Origin of the sequence: Pollutimonas rozaliensis, from assembly GCF_048751585.1 — a bacterium.
In the GTDB taxonomy this organism is placed as follows: Bacteria; Pseudomonadota; Gammaproteobacteria; order Burkholderiales; family Burkholderiaceae_B.
This window is the reverse complement of record NZ_JAZHOB010000003.1, coordinates 53,245-71,078: the sequence shown is the minus strand read 5'-3', so window position 1 is coordinate 71,078 and position 17,834 is coordinate 53,245. Positions and strand designations below refer to the sequence as shown.

Below are 17,834 nucleotides of genomic sequence, written 5' to 3'. Positions count from 1 at the left end.
ATCCAGCGGGCGCCATGCCCCTATTACCGTTAGGCGCCGCGCTTTCAGCACATCCCTATTCGAGCTTAAGATTCAACCGTTGCAATAAGTCCCTTGTGGCGGTAATTTGATCGCTAAATATCTTTTGAAAAGCCCCAGGTGTTCCCTCTGTTGCATCAACTCCTTCGGCGTTGAGTTGATCTTTAAATAAGGGATCGCTCAGCGCGGTATTGACGTCCTGATTGATTTTGTTAATGACCTCTTTCGACACACCTGCGGGAGCAAATACGCCGAGCCCCAATGACACGTCAAACTGTGGGTAACCTGATTCGGCAATCGGCAACACACCTGGATAGAGCGCCGAGCGCCGTGCGCTTCCCAGCGCCAGCGCACGCACTTTGCCCGCTTTCATTTGAGGTTGCGCAAGCGATGTGCTTGCGAGAATGGCATCCACCCGGTTACTAAGCAGATCAATCATAGAAGGCGATCCGCCCTTGTATGGAACATGCACTATCGACACACCGGCAACAGAATTAAGCTGTTCAATACCAAGGTGATATGAGCCGCCGAAGCCGTTACTGCCAAAATTAAGCTTTCCCGGATTACTTTTTGCGTATTCTATAAAATCCTTAAAAGTCTTGAGCTTGGAATCCGCGTTCACCAAAAATAGAGTCGTGCTTAAGCCGACTTGGGCAACGGGAAGAAGATCGCTCTGAGGGTCATAACCAATGGGCAATCCACCCGCTTTGGCTATTACCATTGAATCGTATTGGCTTAGCAATAAGGTGTATCCGTCCGGCTTGGCACCTGCGACAATGCCCCCCGCAAGGTTACCGCCTGCCCCAGGTTTATTCTCGATGACGACCGAGACTTTCCAGATGTCCGCAAGCTTCGCAGCCAACTTTCTTCCAACGTTGTCGACAATCGCACCTGGAGGAAACGGTACGACTAGAGTGACTGGCTTACCAGGAAATATCGCTTGAGCGTGAGAGGCCGAGAAGCATAAGGCCGCAATCATCGCCATCAAACCGGCTATGAACCGCCGCCTTGCCCAAGCTCCTGAATGAGCTTGTTGTTTCGTTGAAAACATATCTATCTCCTTTATATTATTTATTTATATCTATAGCTTCTGCACGCTGGAACGCACATCACTGGCAGAGGCAGGCGACCCGCCCGCTTTCTGAATTAATTCGACGGCCCGCTCGACCCATTCGAGATTCCCCTTATTCGTACCAAGCGGCGCATCTTCCAACCCGACGCGTATATGCCCTCCGGCGTGCACGGTAGGTTTGATCAAAGCCGAGATATCGGTACACCTGCCCGCAGTCATCCAAGGCGCGCGGGGATGCTCTCGATCAAGTAGCCGAAGATAGGCGTCCAACGCGAATTCTTCAGGCGGCAGACCAAAAGCGAAAACGTCCGTGAACATGAAGCGGTAAATTGGCACAGGTACGCCTGTCATGTGCTTGAACAGCGCAGCGCCAAGCCTGAGAAAACCGGGTTCATAGATTGCGTAGCTAGGGTGGTAGCCATACTGTTTTGCCAGCATCAGGCCATTACGCACATGCTGTTCGGAATTCACATAGACATAACCGCTACGATTCTGCTGCAACTCCGAAACCAAGCTGAAATTTACGGATCCTGGGTCCACCACCGACCACTCCAACAAGCCCTTTTCAGCCAATTGCTTGATTGGCGCGTATCTGATCGGAGAGTCGGGGTTTTCAGGGTGCTGCCCTACGGTCGGATATACGATTGCATCGCATTCGCGAAGAATCCCCTTGACTATCGATTCAAAAATATCGGGATCATCATTCTGCCTGCCGCTGGATTCGTCATAGGTATGCAGGTGTACAACCGACGCTCCGGCGCGCACACACGCTATTGCCTCCTGAATAATTTCTTGTGGGGCGACAGGTATCAATGGTTGTCGGCCTCGGGTCCAACCTCCATTTAAGGCAACTTCGAGCCATACTTTTCTGGACATCAGTGTTCCTAGTATTTGTGAGTGGGCAACTTCTTTCGCACAACAATCAGTGCGGCAGATGGGGCTCCGAAACAAGGTCCAGTAACACAACGTTTACGGCGACCAAGTCGCGAGGCACCAAAGCGGAGTTCAGGCCCACAACGGGACGCACCCTTGAGCCGGGTGAAGATGTGGCCCATTTTCCTGTGCCAGCCGCGCCATTTACCGCCAGCGGGTCCACCTCTTTCCTAAGCTTGTCCGCCTCTTCTCGGCGACTGGCTTTCACTGCTATGCGCAGAATTACTTCGTAAGGCTCAAAGTTAAGTGGAGGCGATGACTCCCGATGCACGCTATTTATGCCTAGGTAATCCATGCGGATTTCGTCAGCGTCTAACTTCACCTTCTTGAAGCGTTCATGCAGGATGGTTTGGGTCAGCTTCGCTCGGGCCAGGGCGCCTGGCCCCGCAAAAAGCACCATTTCTTCGGTCATGAATCCTTCATTCAAACCGATCAATGCCTTTAACGTTGGCGTCTTAGGCCGACCTGCATCGCTGATAAATACCTCGACTTGATCTTTTTCGATCTCTTTGAATGTCACCTTGGTCAAATCAGCAATACAGTCGGGGCAAAAATATGAAGATGGGTCTTGCACCTCATACAGCAATTGTTCTTTGCATGTGGCTTCCGTGATCAACCCGCCCGTGCCTGGGAGTTTGCTGATAATCACACGATCTTCAGTAACCTCTGCGATGGGAGTACCCACGTCGTGCAAGTTGGGGACGTCTTTGTACCCAGGATCGGCGAAATACCCGCCTGTTATTTGCGATCCGCACTCAAGTAAGTGACCAATGACCATGCCCTTTGCCATGAGATGATGGTCATCGAAGTCCCAATTGAACTCATGAGCAAGCGGGCCCAGGTATACACACGCATCAGCCACCCGCGTTGTAATCACGACATCGGCGCCTTGGCGAAGGGCGTCAACAATGCCCTGCGCCCCCAGGTAGGTTTCCGCGGAAACGATCTTTTCCCTGCTATGCGAGATAGGCTCGTCGGTCTCCACGAAATCCAAGCCCAGATCCGCTATTCGATCCAGCAAGAGGCCGCCACATACGGCGGCGACCTTAAGATCGGCAATGCCCTGTTCTCTTGCAGCTCGCATGATGCGCTTGGCTGCAGCCACTGGATCCAGCCACCCTTGATTTGTAATAATCTTGATGCCCTTCTCTTTGCACTCCCTGAGAATTGGCTCTAGGCGGCTGACCAGATAGGGATCGTAAGGTGGAACGTCCACACCATCCATCATGGCTACCTGCGCCGCGCTCATTGTTACTTCCGACATGGAATCGAAACACAGGTAATTGATGTTGCCATCACGGACCAGATCGCTGGCTGGCTCAAATCGATCCCTCGCCCATCCGGTTGCGCAGCCCAGACGTACTTTCTTCGCATTGACGTCTTTCATCGCTTGCTTCCCGCGCGCTCGACTATCGAGTCAGGAACATCGATTTCCATGGCCAGCATCAGCGATGAGAGCGCTTTGCCTGACTCCTCAAATGCCAAAGTGCGCGACCGCCCGCCTTCAAGCACATCTTCCAGCACAAAATTCAGGGCGCCAATGGAAGGCACTTCGTAGCGGGTAATTTTGCCCTTTGTGATGGGCCCGTATAGTTTTTGCACGGCCTCGACCGTCACCCGCTCTTTAATCAAGGGGTAGTCTGCCTGGCTATACCCGATCACCGAAACGTTAGAGCCATTACCTTTTTCACCTGACCTTGAGTGCGCAATTTCGCGCAGAGTAATCCGCTTCAAATCCAACCTCCAATATATCTGTTGCGCTTTCTGCACCGCCGATAACTGCCGTCACGGCGGACAAAGCGATTGCTACTTCACGGCCATGTTATGCATGCAAGATATATTATTCAAATTAAATTTTTTACATTGTTATATAAAAATAACTAATATATAAAACTCCATATAGCAACAAGGAGCGAAGCACATCAGTTAAGTATTGAACCTCTTCTGTTGATCTTTCGATGCCGCCGTAATGAGTTGGACAAAGCTCTCTGCGGAAGGAGACAGCGATCTTTGTTTGAGTTTCACGATAGCAATCTGCCGAGAGAAACCTGGGGCTTGAATCAGGCGCGCGCGCAGCCGGCCATCCACCTGTAGATTGACTCCGCTCCTGGGCAACAGCGCAATACCCAGCCCAGCCTGGACCATTCCGACAGCGGTCGACATATATGACGCTTCGCAAGAGGCCACGGCCACCCTTCCTTGCGCGGCGAAGGCGTTATCCACGATACGCCTGGCATTGCTTCCATGAGCCATTAAAACGAGATCATGGGCAGACAACCGATTCACATCGACTTGTTCCGCCGACTGTATTGGATGTCCCTCGAGAAAGAGTGCGCACATCTGCTCTTCTAGCAGCGGGGTGATATCAAGGTCTCCCACATTCGGATGGGTATCGGTCAGGCCGAATTCGACATCGCCTCCCGTCACCATCGATATCACCTTATCGCCCAAGGCGTCGCTCAATAAAAAAGAAATTCCCGGATGCTGTTTTCGAAACTCAGCAATATGCACAGGCAAAAAAGACGAGGCCACTGAAGGAAGACAGGCAATTCTTATGACTCCTGTCCTTTGTGTGCGGATATTCTGGCTTATCTCGATGACCCCATCCAATTGATGAAGCATGGCCGAAAGCGCCGGCACAAGTTCCAACCCCACCGTGGTAAGTCGTAGCTGACGCGTAGTACGATCAAATAGCTTTAACCCAAGGTTCTCTTCTAATTGTTTGACTTGTACGGTAATGGCGGGCTGTGTTCTATGAAGAGCTTCTGCCGCGAGCGTAAAACTGCCGTAACGGCTCACAGCGATAAACGCACGTAGCTGCACAAGAGAAATATTCATGACTATGACTCTGCCTTTATGACCTTGGTGAACAGTACTGGAATAGCGGACACGAGTAGAAAACTACACTTTAGCGATACAAAAGCTACCTAGAGCGCATCTGGGCTACGCATAGTGTCATCGCGGTTCCCCACCCGCACATACTGTATCCCAATCCCTGATAGCCGCCGGCGCCATGGACTTGGCCTGATCGATAAAGTGCCGCGCGCTGGCTGAAAGCTTGCGCCGGCGCTTATAGACGGCGCCCAACTGCCTGAGTGCCCCCGCGCCGTGTATGGGTGCGAAATGCAAGCCTTCGGAGCCCAAGGCATACGCCGCGCTGCTGGGAATAACCGCCACGCCCATGCCGTGCCTGACCATAGATAGAGCCGTCACCAGATGCGTCGCTTCCACCGAGTACGACTTGGCGCTGGACGTCAGCTCCATTTCCTGGGCCGTCGCGCCGCCGCCTATCATGATCAATCGATGCTTGGCCAAAGAGCGCCATTCCAGGCGGGTGCTGGACAACAGGGGATGCCCTTCGGGGGCGGCAAGCAGCAGGCGATCCGCCAGCAAGGGAATGAACTCGAACTCGGCTTCCTTAGAGGCGCGTCCGATGCCCAGTTCCACCTGGTTACGCCGCACCGCTTCAATCACCTCGTCGTTGGTATGTTCGCTCATGTAAATATGAACGGAGGGGTAGCTTCGGTGAAAGGCCCCTAGAACCTCTGTAAGAAAGCCCAGGGCCAGGGACGGCACGGAAGCGATGGACAACTTGCCCCGGACGCCCTTGCCTTCCTCCTTGGCGTACTGGTAGACCTCTTCCAAGTCGGACAACGCCCTATTCATCGTTTCATACAGGCCTTCTCCTTCGGGCGTGAGACGGCAACTACGCGTCGTCCGTATGAACAACTGCATGTTCAGATCGTCCTCCAAATGCTTGATGAGCGCCGTAAACGCCGGCTGGGACACGCAAAGAAGGCGTGCGGCGGCATTGAACGAGCCCTCTTCGGCGGCGAGGCAGAAAGCTTTGAGTTGACGATACTTTATATTATTAACCATACGTTAATTTTAGTTCTCATTATTCAAATTGACTAACTGACTACCGCCTCCTAGCATGGTGCCCATCATCCACGAACAAATGGAGCAACCATGAACTTCCTTTCACGCAAGACGGCTTTAATGCTGGGCGCGGCTGCGCTGGCCGCATCGGCGTCCACCGCATATGCCGACAGCGCGACCTTCCCGCAGCGCCCGGTCACTCTTGTCGTCCCATACTTGCCTGGCGGCACTCCCGACATCATGGCTCGGCTGATAGGTCCGGAATTGCATAAGCTTTGGGGTCAGCCCGTCGTGGTCGAAAACCGCGCTGGCGCCAACGGAGTGATCGGTTCATCGGCTGTCGCCACCGCAAAGCCCGATGGCTACACCATGGTCGTTGGAACGACCGCGACCCACGTCGTAAATGGCTTGCTGTACAGCAGCATTCCATACGATGGAGTAAAGGATTTCGCACCCGTGGCGATGCTGGGAACACTGTCGAACGTGCTTGTCATCAATCCGAAGGTGCCTGCCCGGAATATTCAGGAATTGATAGCGCTGCTGAAAGCCGAGCCGGGAAAATACAACTACGGTTCTGGCGGGAACGGCAGCTCTAATCACCTTGCCGCCGAGATGTTCAAGACCATGGCGGGCGTCTCCATCATGCACATACCTTATAAAAGCGCGGCGCCCGCGTTGACCGGTTTAATTGCCGGTGAGACTTCCATGATTTTTGAGAACGTCTCCACAGCCATCCCCCATATCAAGAGCGGCGCGCTGCGCCCGTTGGGCGTAACCAGCGCCAAAGGTTCACGCGCATTGCCGGACGTTCCCACGATCAGCGCTTCAGGGGTGCCCGGATACGACATGTCGTTCTGGTATGGCCTGCTGGCCCCGGCGGGCACGGATCCCAAAGTGGTTGAAAAAATCAATGCCGATATCAGGTCTGTACTGGCCAAGCCTGAAGTGCGCGGCAAGCTCGAGGATCGAGGCATCGACATCAGCGATAGCACCCCGTCAGAATTCAGTGACTACATGAAGGCGGAAGTGCCGAAGTGGACCGAGGTCGTGAAGGCTTCGGGCGCCCGCATAGACTAGGGATTCAGATGATGCAAAGCATGCTTGAAACAGAACCGAAGCAAGACGCGACAAGTGGGACGGCGCCACGCTGCGTGCTTCTTTCCACCGGAGGCACCATCGCCTCGCGGATAGACCCCGTCACCGGCCTGGCCATCCCCGCCCTATCGGCGGGCGACTTGCTCGGGGCGCTACCGGAACTGGAGGGCCGGATTGCTGTGGACCTGGAGGATTTTGCACGCATCCCATCCCCGCACATCGGCCCGGAACATTGGATGCCGCTGCATACGCGGATCACTTCCTTGTTGGCCGACGATGGTATTGCCGGCGTAGTGGTGAGCCATGGAACCGGCCTGCTCGAAGAGACCGCCTGGTTCCTGGACCTTACCTTGTCTTCCGACAAGCCCGTTGTGCTTGTCGGCGCGCAGCGCAACAGCTCTGAACGGGACTACGATGGTTCACGCAATTTGCTGAACGCACTGCAAGTGTGCGTGCACCCGCAATCTCGGGGCATGGGCGTGCTGGTTGTCCTGAACCAGCACATCAATGCGGCGCGGGACGTGCACAAGACGCACACCTTCGACGTGGAGACCTTCAATTCGGGAGAATGGGGCTTTCTTGGAAACATCACAGCCGACCGGGTGGCATTCCATCGCAAGCCGTCGCGCCGCCTGCGCATGGCCTATGATGGGCGACCGCTGCCCCGCGTCGACGTCATCCCAATGTACGCCGGTGCGCCGGGCAGCCTCATCAAGGCCGCCGTGGCCGACGGAGCGCAAGGCATAGTCATACAGGCAGTGGGTTCGGGGCATGTTAACCCCAGCTTCGCTTCGTCCATACAAGACTTGTTGCGTAGTGGAATTCCGGTCGTGATCGCCACGCGTGTCCCGCGCGGAGGGACGCGGGCATGCTATGGTTTCGAAGGCGCATCCCAGCTCTTGCAGAACGACGGAGCAGCCCTCGCCGGCGATTTGTCCGCGTGGAAAGCACGGGTTGTACTGATGCTCGCGATGGCGGCAGGCGATGCTTCGCAAGCCGCCCTGCGCTCGCTGTTAGATACGTAAACGGATTCAAGCATCGGGATCGGGATGGGCCGCCCCGCTGGCCGGGAGCGGAACCATCACCGGCTGCCCAGGAGCGGTGCAGCCCTTGTCGCAGCAACGGCCGGGCTGGCGGTTCCTGGTGATGGCCCGGTCCTCCTGGTGCAGCACCCCGCGTTCCAGCAAGCGTTCGACAAGTTCCACCTTGGACCCCACCGGATAATTGCGCCAGATTTCCTGCTTCATCGCCGCGGGCCAACCGCCGCCATGCAGGCTGATGACCGAATACCACCCGGCTTGATAGGAAGCCGTCAGATCCTCTATAAAACGGGCTGTCTCGATACGCTTTTCGTAAGGAACGCTGGGATTGGCCCGCAGCACGTCCGACAGTGTCGCGCTGGTCGCGGGGTTGTGGTCCTCGTCCGGCCCGGGCAACGCCACGATCAGTCCGCCGGACACTTCATGTGCAATGCGGTGCATGTCATAAATCTGCGTCGACAATAGCAACTTGCCGATATTGCTGAACACCGGCTCCGGCATGAAACTGCCGCTATGGGGATCCGCGGCGGCATACACGCTGGCCGCAACGCCGCAGGCATAGAAGCCCTCGGTAATCTTTATGAGCTCCACCATGGGCTCGCGCAAGTTGCTCTTTGTCCCGGGGTCGAAACCATTGGCTTCGCACATCAAGGCGCCCGCGCCGATAAGCAGGTCCCCGAAGCCCGCCCTGGCCGCGATGCAGCTATGGCGGTGATGTGTCGCATAGCTGTAGGTCAGCACGTGACTGTGTTCCCATTCTTGATCGTAGAAAACCCGATCCCAGGGGACAAAAACCCGGTCAAAGATGACCACACCGGTGGATTGCCCGTATTTTCGGGAAAAGAGCGCACTGCCGTGCTCCAGCTTCTCGCCCGGCCGCCCGGCGGGACGAGCCACTATGGTGATTCCCTTCGCATCGACAGGGACCGCGCAACAGACCGCGAAATCCGCGTCGTCCCTACCCATATTGCGGCTGGGCATGACCAGGAGTTCGTGCATGTACGGAGCGCCAGTGACTATAGCCTTGGTCCCGCTGATGACGATGCCCTTCCCATTGCGCTCGACCACGTGCACATAGGCATCAGGGTTGGACTGTTCATGAGGCCGCTTGCTGCGGTCACCCTTGGCGTCGGTCATCGCTATGCCAAGGGAAAGATCACGATCCTGGACATCGGCAAGGTAAGCCTTGAAGCGGGCTGCGAATTCCGTGGTGCCGCGCGCATCGTCGATGCGCGCCACGACTTGAGCAATTCCGTTCAAGGCATCGTGAGCCAGGTAACGTTGCGCGCAACCCGTTTCCTGGCACAGCACGCGCACGGCTTCCAGCTTGTTAAGCAAATCGCCCGAGGACTCATTGACATGAAGCATGCGGCTGACCACACGATTGCGCTCCGACTGCGTCGCAAGTGCAATGGGAGCGAGCTCCGGACGCAAGGCGTAGTCATACGTGAAAGCCAAAGCGTTGACGCCGGGTCCGAACGCCGGCTCATCAGCCACGCTATCGACCAGGCGGCCGTCCATATAGACCACCGGCTTGTAACGCCGCAAAGACTCTCGATAGGCTTGTCCGGTCATCAGGTCGGCCCGGGCGGCGACTGCATTGGAGCTCATGGTGGATGCCTTTCATGAAATTACGCCATTTAATTTGAACACCGTTTAAAATATCGGTCAACGATTAATAAACTTATAATCCCGAAATGACAAAGACTTCATCTCCGCCCTCGAAATCGCCCTCACACGCAATAGAGAAGGCGCCGGCCGAGGATCCCAAGGCGGCGCGCAAGCGTGTCATGACCGATGCCCGGCGCGCGCTGATTTTGGATGCGGCCCGAGCAACGTTCTTTGAGCTGGGCATAGAGAAGACCAGCATCCGGGAGATCGCGCAGCGGGCCGGCTATACCCCCGGCGCGCTGTATAGCTACTTCACCAGCAAAGAGGCTGTATATGGCGCGTTGCTAAGCGAATCCCTGGAGCGCTTGAATGAAGAAGTGGCGGCGGCGTCCGCGGCAAATGGTAAAGACTTGTCGGAGACAGTCCGGGTCAAGGCACGCGCCTTCTTTGACTTCTATCGACGCAATCCACGAGACCTGGACCTTGGCTTCTACCTATTTCAAGGCATGCAGCCCCGTGGGTTGACCCCATCGCTCAACGAATCCTTGAATGCCCGTTTACGCGACTCGCTGCGTCCAGCACAAGACGCCCTGCGTGCAATGGGCATGTCCGAAGAACTGGCACTCGCCGAAATCACCGCCCTGTTCGCGCATACGGTCGGCCTCCTTATGCTTAGCCATACCGGGCGCATCCGTATGTTCAAACAAGGCTCCCAAGAGCTCTTCAACATTTATTTAGATCAGTTGCTTGAGCGCGGCGGCCTATATGTGAAGAAGCAGGCATGAAGAAATTGCCTATCGGCGCATTCACTATTTTTTCCGGCCGCGCCAGCGGCGAAACACCCACCCGTACACTATCGCATTGCCAACGATAAGCCCTGTCGCAAGAAATACCTGAACCTCCCGCGTCAGTCCCGGCGGATAGATGATCTGCATCAGATAGTGCTCGATAAAACCGCCCTGATATCCCTCTTGTCCCGCAAGCTGGCGCAGGATGTTCTCCAGCGGCGTCAGCGGACATATCCATCCGAAGCCGACCACGGCGGCGCCCCAGGCCAGTGCAATAAGATGCCATGGCGCGGTGCGCGGCTTCCATAGGACCAGCAGGCCGCCAAACACGACAAAAGCCACGAATGAGGCATGTGTCAGTACAACGAGATCGGCAAGTAATCGGTACATGGCAAGGGGCTGATTTGCTAAGCTGCGGCGTCAAGCAAGGGATCAACTTGCCCCCCATCGCATTGAGGCTATGATTGCATTAATCATATATAAGAACAGAGACAAACCTTCAGCCGCCGTCCATGAAAAAACTTGATATTGCAGCGCTCGAGGCGTTCATAGCCGCCGTCGAAGAAAAAAGCCTTTCAAAAGCCAGTCTGCGCGAGAACCTGGTCACATCGGCCATCAGCCGGCGGATAGCCGAGCTGGAAAGCTACCTGGGCAAGACATTGCTGCAGCGCCATGGCCGGGGCGTGGAGCCGACGCCAGTGGGCACGGTGCTATACCAAAACGCCAAGTCCATCGTGCGCAACATCAAACTGACGGAAGAAGCCGTCAATGACTACGACAGCCACGGAAGCGCCAAGATACGGCTGATGTCCAACCCTTCTTCCATATTGCAGTTTCTACCAACCGATATTGCGCGATTTCTGAAGCAACACAAGAACACCAGCATCGATCTGGTGGAAAGCCATAGCTATGACACGCCCCGCGCCGTGGCCGAGCATCTGGCCGACATCGGCGTTTACCATGCCGAGCAGCCGGCCACCGGCGTCATATCCCATTTATACCGCAAAGACCGCGTGGGCTTGGTCGTACCCAGCACCCATGCGCTCGCGGCGCGTTCCGAGCTGTATCTGGAAGAGGCGCTGGAATACGACTTGCTAGGCTACTTTCCCAGGCATTCGCTGGACCAGTTTCTAGTGCATGTGGGCTCGGCGCTGTCCCGGCCGCCGAACGTCAAGCTGCAAGTCTCGAACTTTGAAACACGGTGCCAGATGATACGGGAAGGCTTGGGCATAGGCGTCGTTCCGGAACGGATCGCTCAAAACTACCTGCAGCAAATGAATCTGAAGCTGCTGCGCCTGAAGGATGGCTGGGCGGAACGGCAGTTTTTTCTTTGCACGAACGACAAAACAAGCAGAAACCCCGCTGCCACCGCCTTGGTCCAGTGCATGCTGCAAAAGCCAAGATAGCAAATTCAAGAAAGAAGCCTTCTCGTTTTTTCAAACAACACCGCCAGCAAGTCTAATACAGTAAAGCCATTGTTCCTTTTCTTCAGGCACGGGCGGCACGATGTTATTAGAGACTCTAGCCAATTATGGCGCCAAAGATACGGTGGGCGAATTACCCGACCAGGTTCTGCATCATGCAAAACGCGCATTCCTGGATTGGCTTGCCGCGCTGTATCCCGGAACCCGGGTATCGCCCGGGGTCGAACTGCTTCGCGCACATAAAGATGAACTAGGCCTGGGCCGCTCTAGCCTGCCCGGCTACAAGACCACCACCCTGCCCGCCACGGCCGCCTGGATAAACGGCAGCGTTTCCCATGCCGTCGAGTTCGACGATATCTACCGGGATGCCGTGTACCACCCCGGATGCCCGGTTATTTCGGCCGCGCTGGCCGCCGCCGAATCCACCCAGGCATCGGGCAAGGCGCTGTTGCATGCGATAGTCGTGGGCTACGAAATATCCACACGCATAGGCGCCGCCGTTCAGCCGGCCCATTACAAATACTTCCACACCACTGGAACGGTGGGATGCATGGGCGCCGCGGCAGCCGTGGCTGCCCTCCATGCGCCCGGCGACGCGCTCGTCATGCGGCATGCCATCGCCACGGCGACGACATTCGCTTCGGGCTTGCAGCAAGCTTTCCGCTCCGATGCCATGACCAAGGCGCTGCATGCCGGCCACGCCGCGGCCGTGGGCGTTCGATCCGGCATGGCGGCGGCTTGCGGCGTCACGGGCGTATCCGACATTCTTGAAGGAGAAGTCGGTTTCGGCGCGGCCCTGGCCGACAAGCCGGATTGGCGCGTGGCGGTCGAGGGCTTGGGCAAAGACTACAACATTACCCGCATAACCCAGAAAAACCATGCCTGCTGCGGACACACTTTCGCCGCCATCGATGCCGCGATCGAGCTGCGAAACCGGCATGCCATCAGCCCGGAACAAATCAAGGAGATCCGGGTTGCAACCTACCAGACCGCACTGGACGTGACCGGAAACTTTCACCCGGACACCGTGTTCGAATGCAAGTTCAGCCTGCCTTATGTCGTCTCGCACGCCCTGCATCATGGCTCGGTCCGACTCAATGCCTTTGATGCCGAACGGCTGGGCGACAAATCCATACGCCGGCTCATGACCAAGCTTGCCTTGACGCCCGATGCGGCGCTTACAGCCAGTTTTCCCGGACAGCGGGCGGCCCGGGTTGCTCTGCTCTTGAACAACGGCAGCTCTGTCGAACATTTTTCGCCATATAGAAAGGGCGACCCCGAAGCGCCATTGAGCGACGTCGAACTGATCGATAAATTCAACGAGCTGACTGTCCCGGTGATTGGCGGTGCGCGCGCCGTACAACTTCAACGGCAAGTCTGGCGCCTGGATACATTGACTGTCCAGGACCTGGCCCTGAATTCGTAATTGCCGCCCCATGCGCGCCATAAACCCTTTACCAAGCGTAAACCCATGTCAACACTAGCCGAGCCTTCCGTAAGCACCACCACTTTCGCCGATGCCTTGCTGACACCGCGATCGATTGCCCTTATAGGCGCGTCCAGCGACCCAAAGAAGAATACATCCAGGCCCTTGCGCTTCATGCGGCAGCATGGATATACGGGGGCCATCTATCCCATCAATCCGGCGGCCGCGGAAATCCAGGGCGTAAAGGCTTATCCATCCGTGGCCCAGGTACCGGACGCGATCGACCATGCCTTCATCATGATCCCGGGCAAGCATGTGATCGGGGCGTTGAGGGAATGCGCCGCGAAGGGGATTCGGGTCGCCACGATCTACTCCGATGGCTTTGCCGAAGCCGGCGCCGAGGGCCAAGCCCGCCAAGAGCAACTGGTCGCCGAGGCCCAAAAACTGGGTATCCGCATTCTGGGACCGAACAGCATAGGCACGGCCAACGCGCATACTGGCGGCGTCTTGTCCGTTAATGCGGTATTCGAAATGGAATCGCTGGTCCAGGGCGGCATCAGCCTGGTGTCGCAAAGCGGATCGATGATGGGCTCGATGCTATCGCGGGCGGCCTCGCGTGGGTTCGGATTCGCCAAGTCCGTATCAGTGGGCAACGAAAGCGATATTTCCGTGGGCGAAGTCGTCGATGCGCTGGTCGACGATTCGCAAACCCGCGTTATTTTGCTTTTCCTTGAAACGCTGCGCGACACGGGCACACTGACGGCCGCACTGCGTCGGGCTCAACAGGAGGGAAAGCCTGTCATCGCCTATAAGCTGGGGCGATCCGAGCAAGGCGATGCCCTTGCTCAATCGCATACCGGCGCCATTGCCGGAAACAACGCGGCCATCGATGCCTATTTCAATGCCATGGGCGTCATGCGCATCGAAATGCTTGAAAGCCTGTTCGAAGCCGCGCCCCTGGCCAGCCGCTATGCGGCGGCGCGCCCCAAAAGCCGTTCCATGCAAGCCCCCCGGGTCGCTGTCATTACAACCACCGGCGGCGGCGCCGCTTCCGTCGTCGACAGCCTGGGCCTGAAAAACATCGAGGCGGCAACGCCCCCACTGGAATTCCTGCGGCACATGGCCGCCCGTGGATTGAACATCCGGCAGACTCCCGTCATCGACCTGACCCTGGCGGCCACCAGCGAACAATATAAAGATCTGCTCGAACAACTGCTGCTTTCGGACTGGTGCGATGCCGTGCTTAGCGTGGTGGGCTCTTCGGCCCAGTTTCACCCGCAGTTGGCGGTAAAGCCTTTGATTGAATCGGCAAAGCCGGACTCCAAGCCGCTGGCCGTATTCCTGGCACCGGAGGCGAACGAGTCATTGAAGCTGCTGCAGCAGCATGGCATTGCGGCCTTCCGCACGCCGGAGGCCTGTGCCGATGCGCTCGCCGCTTTCTTCAAGCCCGTCATCGAACAGACCGACCTGCCCAGCGGCGGCGCCGACCTGCCCACCGATTGCCCGGCGTCGGGCAATTTCACGGAAGTGGAATCGATACGCGCCTTTGCCGCCTTGGGTATAAAAAGCGCGGCAAGCCAGCTATTGCAGCCCGACCACATCCAGCACGCCATCGCTTATCCACTGGTGCTGAAAGTTGTTTCCCGCGACATCCTGCACAAGACCGATGTGGGCGGCGTCAAGGTCAACATCAAGAACGATGCGGATCTGGCCCTGGCGGTTCCCGGGCTTTTGCAATCCGTTCAACGCCACAGGCCGCAAGCGCGGATCGACGGCGTCCTGGTGCAGAAAATGGAAGGCCGCTTGATCGAGCTCATGCTGGGTTATAGGCATGATCCGCTGGTCGGCCCCACCGTCCTGTTAAGCACGGGCGGGATCGCGGCCGAGCTGATGCCGGACTATGCCATCCGCCTTGCCCCTGTCGGTTTGAGCGAGGCGCACGCGATGATAGCCGAAGTCAAGCACAGCAAGCTGATACGGGGCTTTCGCGGCCTTCCCAAAGGAGATGTCGACGGCTTGGCCCAGGCGATTGTGAACATCTCGCGCCTTGCCTGCGTACCCGGACAACCCGTAGCGGAAGCGGAAATCAACCCCCTATTCGTACAAGCCGAGCAGGTCATCGCCGTGGATGGCGTCATTCGGCTGAAAGACTAACACCAGTTAAAAACTTAACGATCATAAGCAATACAAGGAGACCCAAATGAAGTCCTTTACCCTCACCCCTGGAAAATCGATACGGTCGGCACTGGCCGTCGGACTGTTTTCCGTGGCTGCGTGCGCTGGGCAAAGCGCCGTCGCGGCCGATTGGCCTACCCAACCCGTCAAGGTCATCGTGGCCTTCACGGCGGGCGGCACAACCGACATCCTGGCTCGGGAAATCAGCAACGGCCTGACAAAAAAATGGGGCCAAAGCGTAGTAGTGGAAAACCGTCCGGGTGCCGGCGGGAACATTGGAACCCGCGACGCCATCAATTCCAAGCCGGATGGCTATACCATACTGATCAACTCCATCGGTCCGATTGCCATCAACCCTTCGCTGTACACCAAACTGGGCCATAACCCGCAAACAGACCTGATCCCCTTGACGCTGGTGGCCGACGTGCCCAATGTCCTGGTCGTATCGCCGTCGCTCAATATCAAATCGGTGGAAGAACTGATCGCCGCCATCAAGAAGGAACCCGAAAAATACAACTGCGCATCGACCGGCGTGGGCACCGCCGCGCATTTGTCGTGCGAGCTGCTTGCCCGAAGCACCAAGCTGCCCATCACGCACGTTCCCTATAAGGGCGCGGGCGCATTGACCGACGTGATCGCGGGCCGCGTGCAATTCATGTTTGCCACGCTGCCCTCGGTCAAAGGCCATATCAAGTCCGGCACCCTGCTTCCACTGGCTGTTTCCACCGCCGCCCGCTCGCCCGCGCTGCCCGGCATTCCGACCATGAAGGAAGCAGGCTACCCCGACTTTGCGCTGGGCGCATGGTTCGGCTTCTTTGCTCCCAAAGGAACGCCCGAGGCGATCGTCAACAAGATCAGCCACGATATCGACAGCCTGATCCATGAGCCTGGAGTCAAAGCCAAGCTGCTGAATGAAGGTGCGGAGCCGATAGGCGGAACACCGGCGCAATTCAAAGCTTTCGTCGAGAAAGAATCGAAAAAATGGGGCGAATTGGTCAAATCGATGAATATATCGCTGGACTAAGGCGCTGCGCCCTGGCTTGGCGAACCGAACACACCGCTCGCCGGGCACAAAAGGACGGCCTTGCTTATCGCAAGGCCGTCTGCTTTTGAAGCGATGGCTGGTCCCCGCGTCGAATAAGGCTTGATCAGGCGGTCTTGGGCGGATACTGCGAAAACGAACGCTCGAACACGCCTTCCGCAATACGATTTTTCAGTATCTCGATCGACCCGCCGGCAATCATCCAGCCCCGGATGCGGCGCACGCAATACTCCACCAGTACTTCCTGGCTGAAGCCCATGCCGCCCATTACCTGCAAAGCCTCGTTGGCCACAAACCAGCCGGCCTGATTGCAGGCCAGCTTGGCCATCGCAGTGCTTTGCGCCGATGGCAATCCGTGCTCGCCCTCCAGCGCCGCGCGGTAAAGCATCAACTGAGCCGACTCCAACTGCATCCACATATCGGCGAATTTCCATTGAATGCCCTGGAATTCGCAGAGCTCTTTATTGAACTGCTTCCTGGTGGAGGCATGTTCACGTGCCAGATTGAAGGCGTAGCGCCCCAATGCGAGCGAACGGGACGCATTGCCCAGGCGCTCCACGTTGAACCCCGATATCTGTTTCTTGAATCCGCCCGGCCCCAGCAAAAGGTTGCTCGCGGGAATACGCGCATCCTCGAAATACAACTGGCACCATTGTTCGCCGTTCATGAAGCCGGCGGGCTCGCCTATCGTGAATCCAGGCGTTCCCCGCTCGATCAGCACAGAGCCTATTCCTTCCAGCCCCGGTCCAAAACGCACGTAGATCAGGAACAGATCCGCTTCGGGGCTGTTGGTGGAGAATATCTTGCTGCCATTGATCAGATAGTCGTTGCCATCCTTGCGGGCACTGGTCTTGAGCTGCGTGACCGCGGAGCCGGCATCGGGTTCCGTCATGCCCAGGGCGATCAGTTTTCTGCCGCCAAGAAGATCGGGCAGGAAACGCTCTTTTTGTTCTTCCGTGGCGTACTCCACAAAAGTGCGGATGGGACCGAAGTTTCCCGCCTGAACGATGTCGGCGCTTTTGGGGCACGATAAGGCCACTTGTTGAATGGCAAGAACGGCATGCATCAATGTTCCGCCCTGGCCGCCATCTTTTTCAGGGAAGGCGATACCCAGCAAGCCATTGTCGGCAATCAGTTTTGCGGCATCCCAGGGGTGCTCCGTCGAATGCGCGCGGGCGAGCGCGCCCGGGGCCAATTCCTGCTTTGCGAAGCGGCTGACCGAGTCGGCAAAAGCGCTGTGTTCTTCGTTGAGTTGAAAGTCCATACCTGTCCTTGGTTCTTGATTCATCAGGCCGATGATAAAGAAAACCACCCGCTATGAATACTTCCTT

At 57.0% G+C, this 17,834-nt stretch carries 16 protein-coding genes; 7 read left to right on the top strand and 9 right to left on the bottom strand.

Annotated features, from left to right (window positions below; translation table 11 throughout):
- Nucleotides 1–55: 55 nt before the first annotated feature.
- From V0R37_RS06330 to V0R37_RS06305, 6 genes are all read right to left on the bottom strand, one after another.
- The gene (locus V0R37_RS06330) at nt 56–1,069 is read right to left on the bottom strand and encodes a Bug family tripartite tricarboxylate transporter substrate binding protein (protein ID WP_420373716.1); all 1,014 of its coding nucleotides are present in this window, start codon (nt 1,067–1,069) and stop codon (nt 56–58) included.
- 30 nt (nt 1,070–1,099) lie between these two features.
- Nucleotides 1,100–1,966 carry a beta-keto acid cleavage family enzyme gene (locus V0R37_RS06325; protein WP_420373715.1) on the bottom strand — a complete coding sequence of 289 codons (867 nt, stop codon included), beginning with the start codon at nt 1,964–1,966 and terminating at the stop codon, nt 1,100–1,102.
- Between the two features lie 46 nt (nt 1,967–2,012).
- Entirely contained in the window at nt 2,013–3,410 is a 1,398-nt protein-coding gene (locus tag V0R37_RS06320) for an acyclic terpene utilization AtuA family protein (protein WP_420373714.1), read from the bottom strand.
- Nucleotides 3,407–3,757 (bottom strand): AtuA-related protein, encoded by a 351-nt coding sequence (locus V0R37_RS06315; RefSeq protein ID WP_420373713.1) that lies wholly within the window; start codon nt 3,755–3,757, stop codon nt 3,407–3,409. Before V0R37_RS06315 ends, V0R37_RS06320 begins: the two co-directional genes overlap by 4 nt.
- Nucleotides 3,758–3,949: 192 nt before the next feature.
- Nucleotides 3,950–4,861 (bottom strand): LysR family transcriptional regulator, encoded by a 912-nt coding sequence (locus V0R37_RS06310; RefSeq protein ID WP_420373712.1) that lies wholly within the window; start codon nt 4,859–4,861, stop codon nt 3,950–3,952.
- Between the two features lie 117 nt (nt 4,862–4,978).
- Entirely contained in the window at nt 4,979–5,902 is a 924-nt protein-coding gene (locus V0R37_RS06305; RefSeq protein ID WP_420373711.1) for a LysR family transcriptional regulator, read from the bottom strand.
- Nucleotides 5,903–5,992: 90 nt separating this feature from the next.
- Between V0R37_RS06305 and V0R37_RS06300 the strand changes: the two genes are divergently transcribed.
- Together V0R37_RS06300 and V0R37_RS06295 are read left to right on the top strand one after the other, a co-directional pair.
- Nucleotides 5,993–6,979, top strand: a complete 987-nt coding sequence (locus V0R37_RS06300) for a tripartite tricarboxylate transporter substrate binding protein (RefSeq protein WP_420373710.1) — start codon at nt 5,993–5,995, stop codon at nt 6,977–6,979.
- 20 nt (nt 6,980–6,999) lie between these two features.
- Nucleotides 7,000–8,022 (top strand): asparaginase, encoded by a 1,023-nt coding sequence (locus tag V0R37_RS06295; protein ID WP_420373709.1) that lies wholly within the window; start codon nt 7,000–7,002, stop codon nt 8,020–8,022.
- A 6-nt stretch (nt 8,023–8,028) separates the two neighbouring features.
- On the opposite strand, the gene V0R37_RS06290 is transcribed toward V0R37_RS06295, so the two are convergent.
- On the bottom strand, nt 8,029–9,648 hold the full coding sequence (locus tag V0R37_RS06290; protein ID WP_420373708.1) for a 4-hydroxyphenylacetate 3-hydroxylase family protein: 1,620 nt from the start codon (nt 9,646–9,648) through the stop codon (nt 8,029–8,031).
- Between the two features lie 86 nt (nt 9,649–9,734).
- Between V0R37_RS06290 and V0R37_RS06285 the strand changes: the two genes are divergently transcribed.
- Nucleotides 9,735–10,433 carry a TetR/AcrR family transcriptional regulator gene (locus tag V0R37_RS06285; RefSeq protein ID WP_420373707.1) on the top strand — a complete coding sequence of 233 codons (699 nt, stop codon included), beginning with the start codon at nt 9,735–9,737 and terminating at the stop codon, nt 10,431–10,433.
- Between the two features lie 24 nt (nt 10,434–10,457).
- Here V0R37_RS06285 and V0R37_RS06280 read toward each other — a convergent pair whose 3' ends face one another.
- Nucleotides 10,458–10,826, bottom strand: a complete 369-nt coding sequence (locus V0R37_RS06280) for a DUF2784 domain-containing protein (RefSeq protein WP_420373706.1) — start codon at nt 10,824–10,826, stop codon at nt 10,458–10,460.
- 122 nt (nt 10,827–10,948) lie between these two features.
- On the opposite strand from V0R37_RS06280, the gene V0R37_RS06275 reads away from it, so the two are divergent.
- The 4 genes from V0R37_RS06275 (at nt 10,949) to V0R37_RS06260 (ending at nt 16,485) form a co-directional block, all read left to right on the top strand.
- The gene (locus V0R37_RS06275; RefSeq protein ID WP_420373705.1) at nt 10,949–11,842 is read left to right on the top strand and encodes a LysR family transcriptional regulator; all 894 of its coding nucleotides are present in this window, start codon (nt 10,949–10,951) and stop codon (nt 11,840–11,842) included.
- A 100-nt stretch (nt 11,843–11,942) separates the two neighbouring features.
- Complete coding sequence (locus V0R37_RS06270; protein WP_420373704.1) at nt 11,943–13,286, top strand: MmgE/PrpD family protein; 1,344 nt, start codon at nt 11,943–11,945, stop codon at nt 13,284–13,286.
- Nucleotides 13,287–13,331: 45 nt separating this feature from the next.
- A complete protein-coding gene (locus V0R37_RS06265) occupies nt 13,332–15,440 on the top strand; it encodes an acetate--CoA ligase family protein (RefSeq protein WP_420373703.1) in 2,109 nt (702 codons plus the stop codon).
- Nucleotides 15,441–15,486: 46 nt separating this feature from the next.
- The gene (locus V0R37_RS06260; protein ID WP_420373702.1) at nt 15,487–16,485 is read left to right on the top strand and encodes a Bug family tripartite tricarboxylate transporter substrate binding protein; all 999 of its coding nucleotides are present in this window, start codon (nt 15,487–15,489) and stop codon (nt 16,483–16,485) included.
- A gap of 124 nt (nt 16,486–16,609) precedes the next feature.
- Here V0R37_RS06260 and V0R37_RS06255 read toward each other — a convergent pair whose 3' ends face one another.
- Nucleotides 16,610–17,767 (bottom strand): acyl-CoA dehydrogenase family protein, encoded by a 1,158-nt coding sequence (locus V0R37_RS06255; RefSeq protein ID WP_420373701.1) that lies wholly within the window; start codon nt 17,765–17,767, stop codon nt 16,610–16,612.
- Nucleotides 17,768–17,834 lie beyond the last annotated feature (67 nt).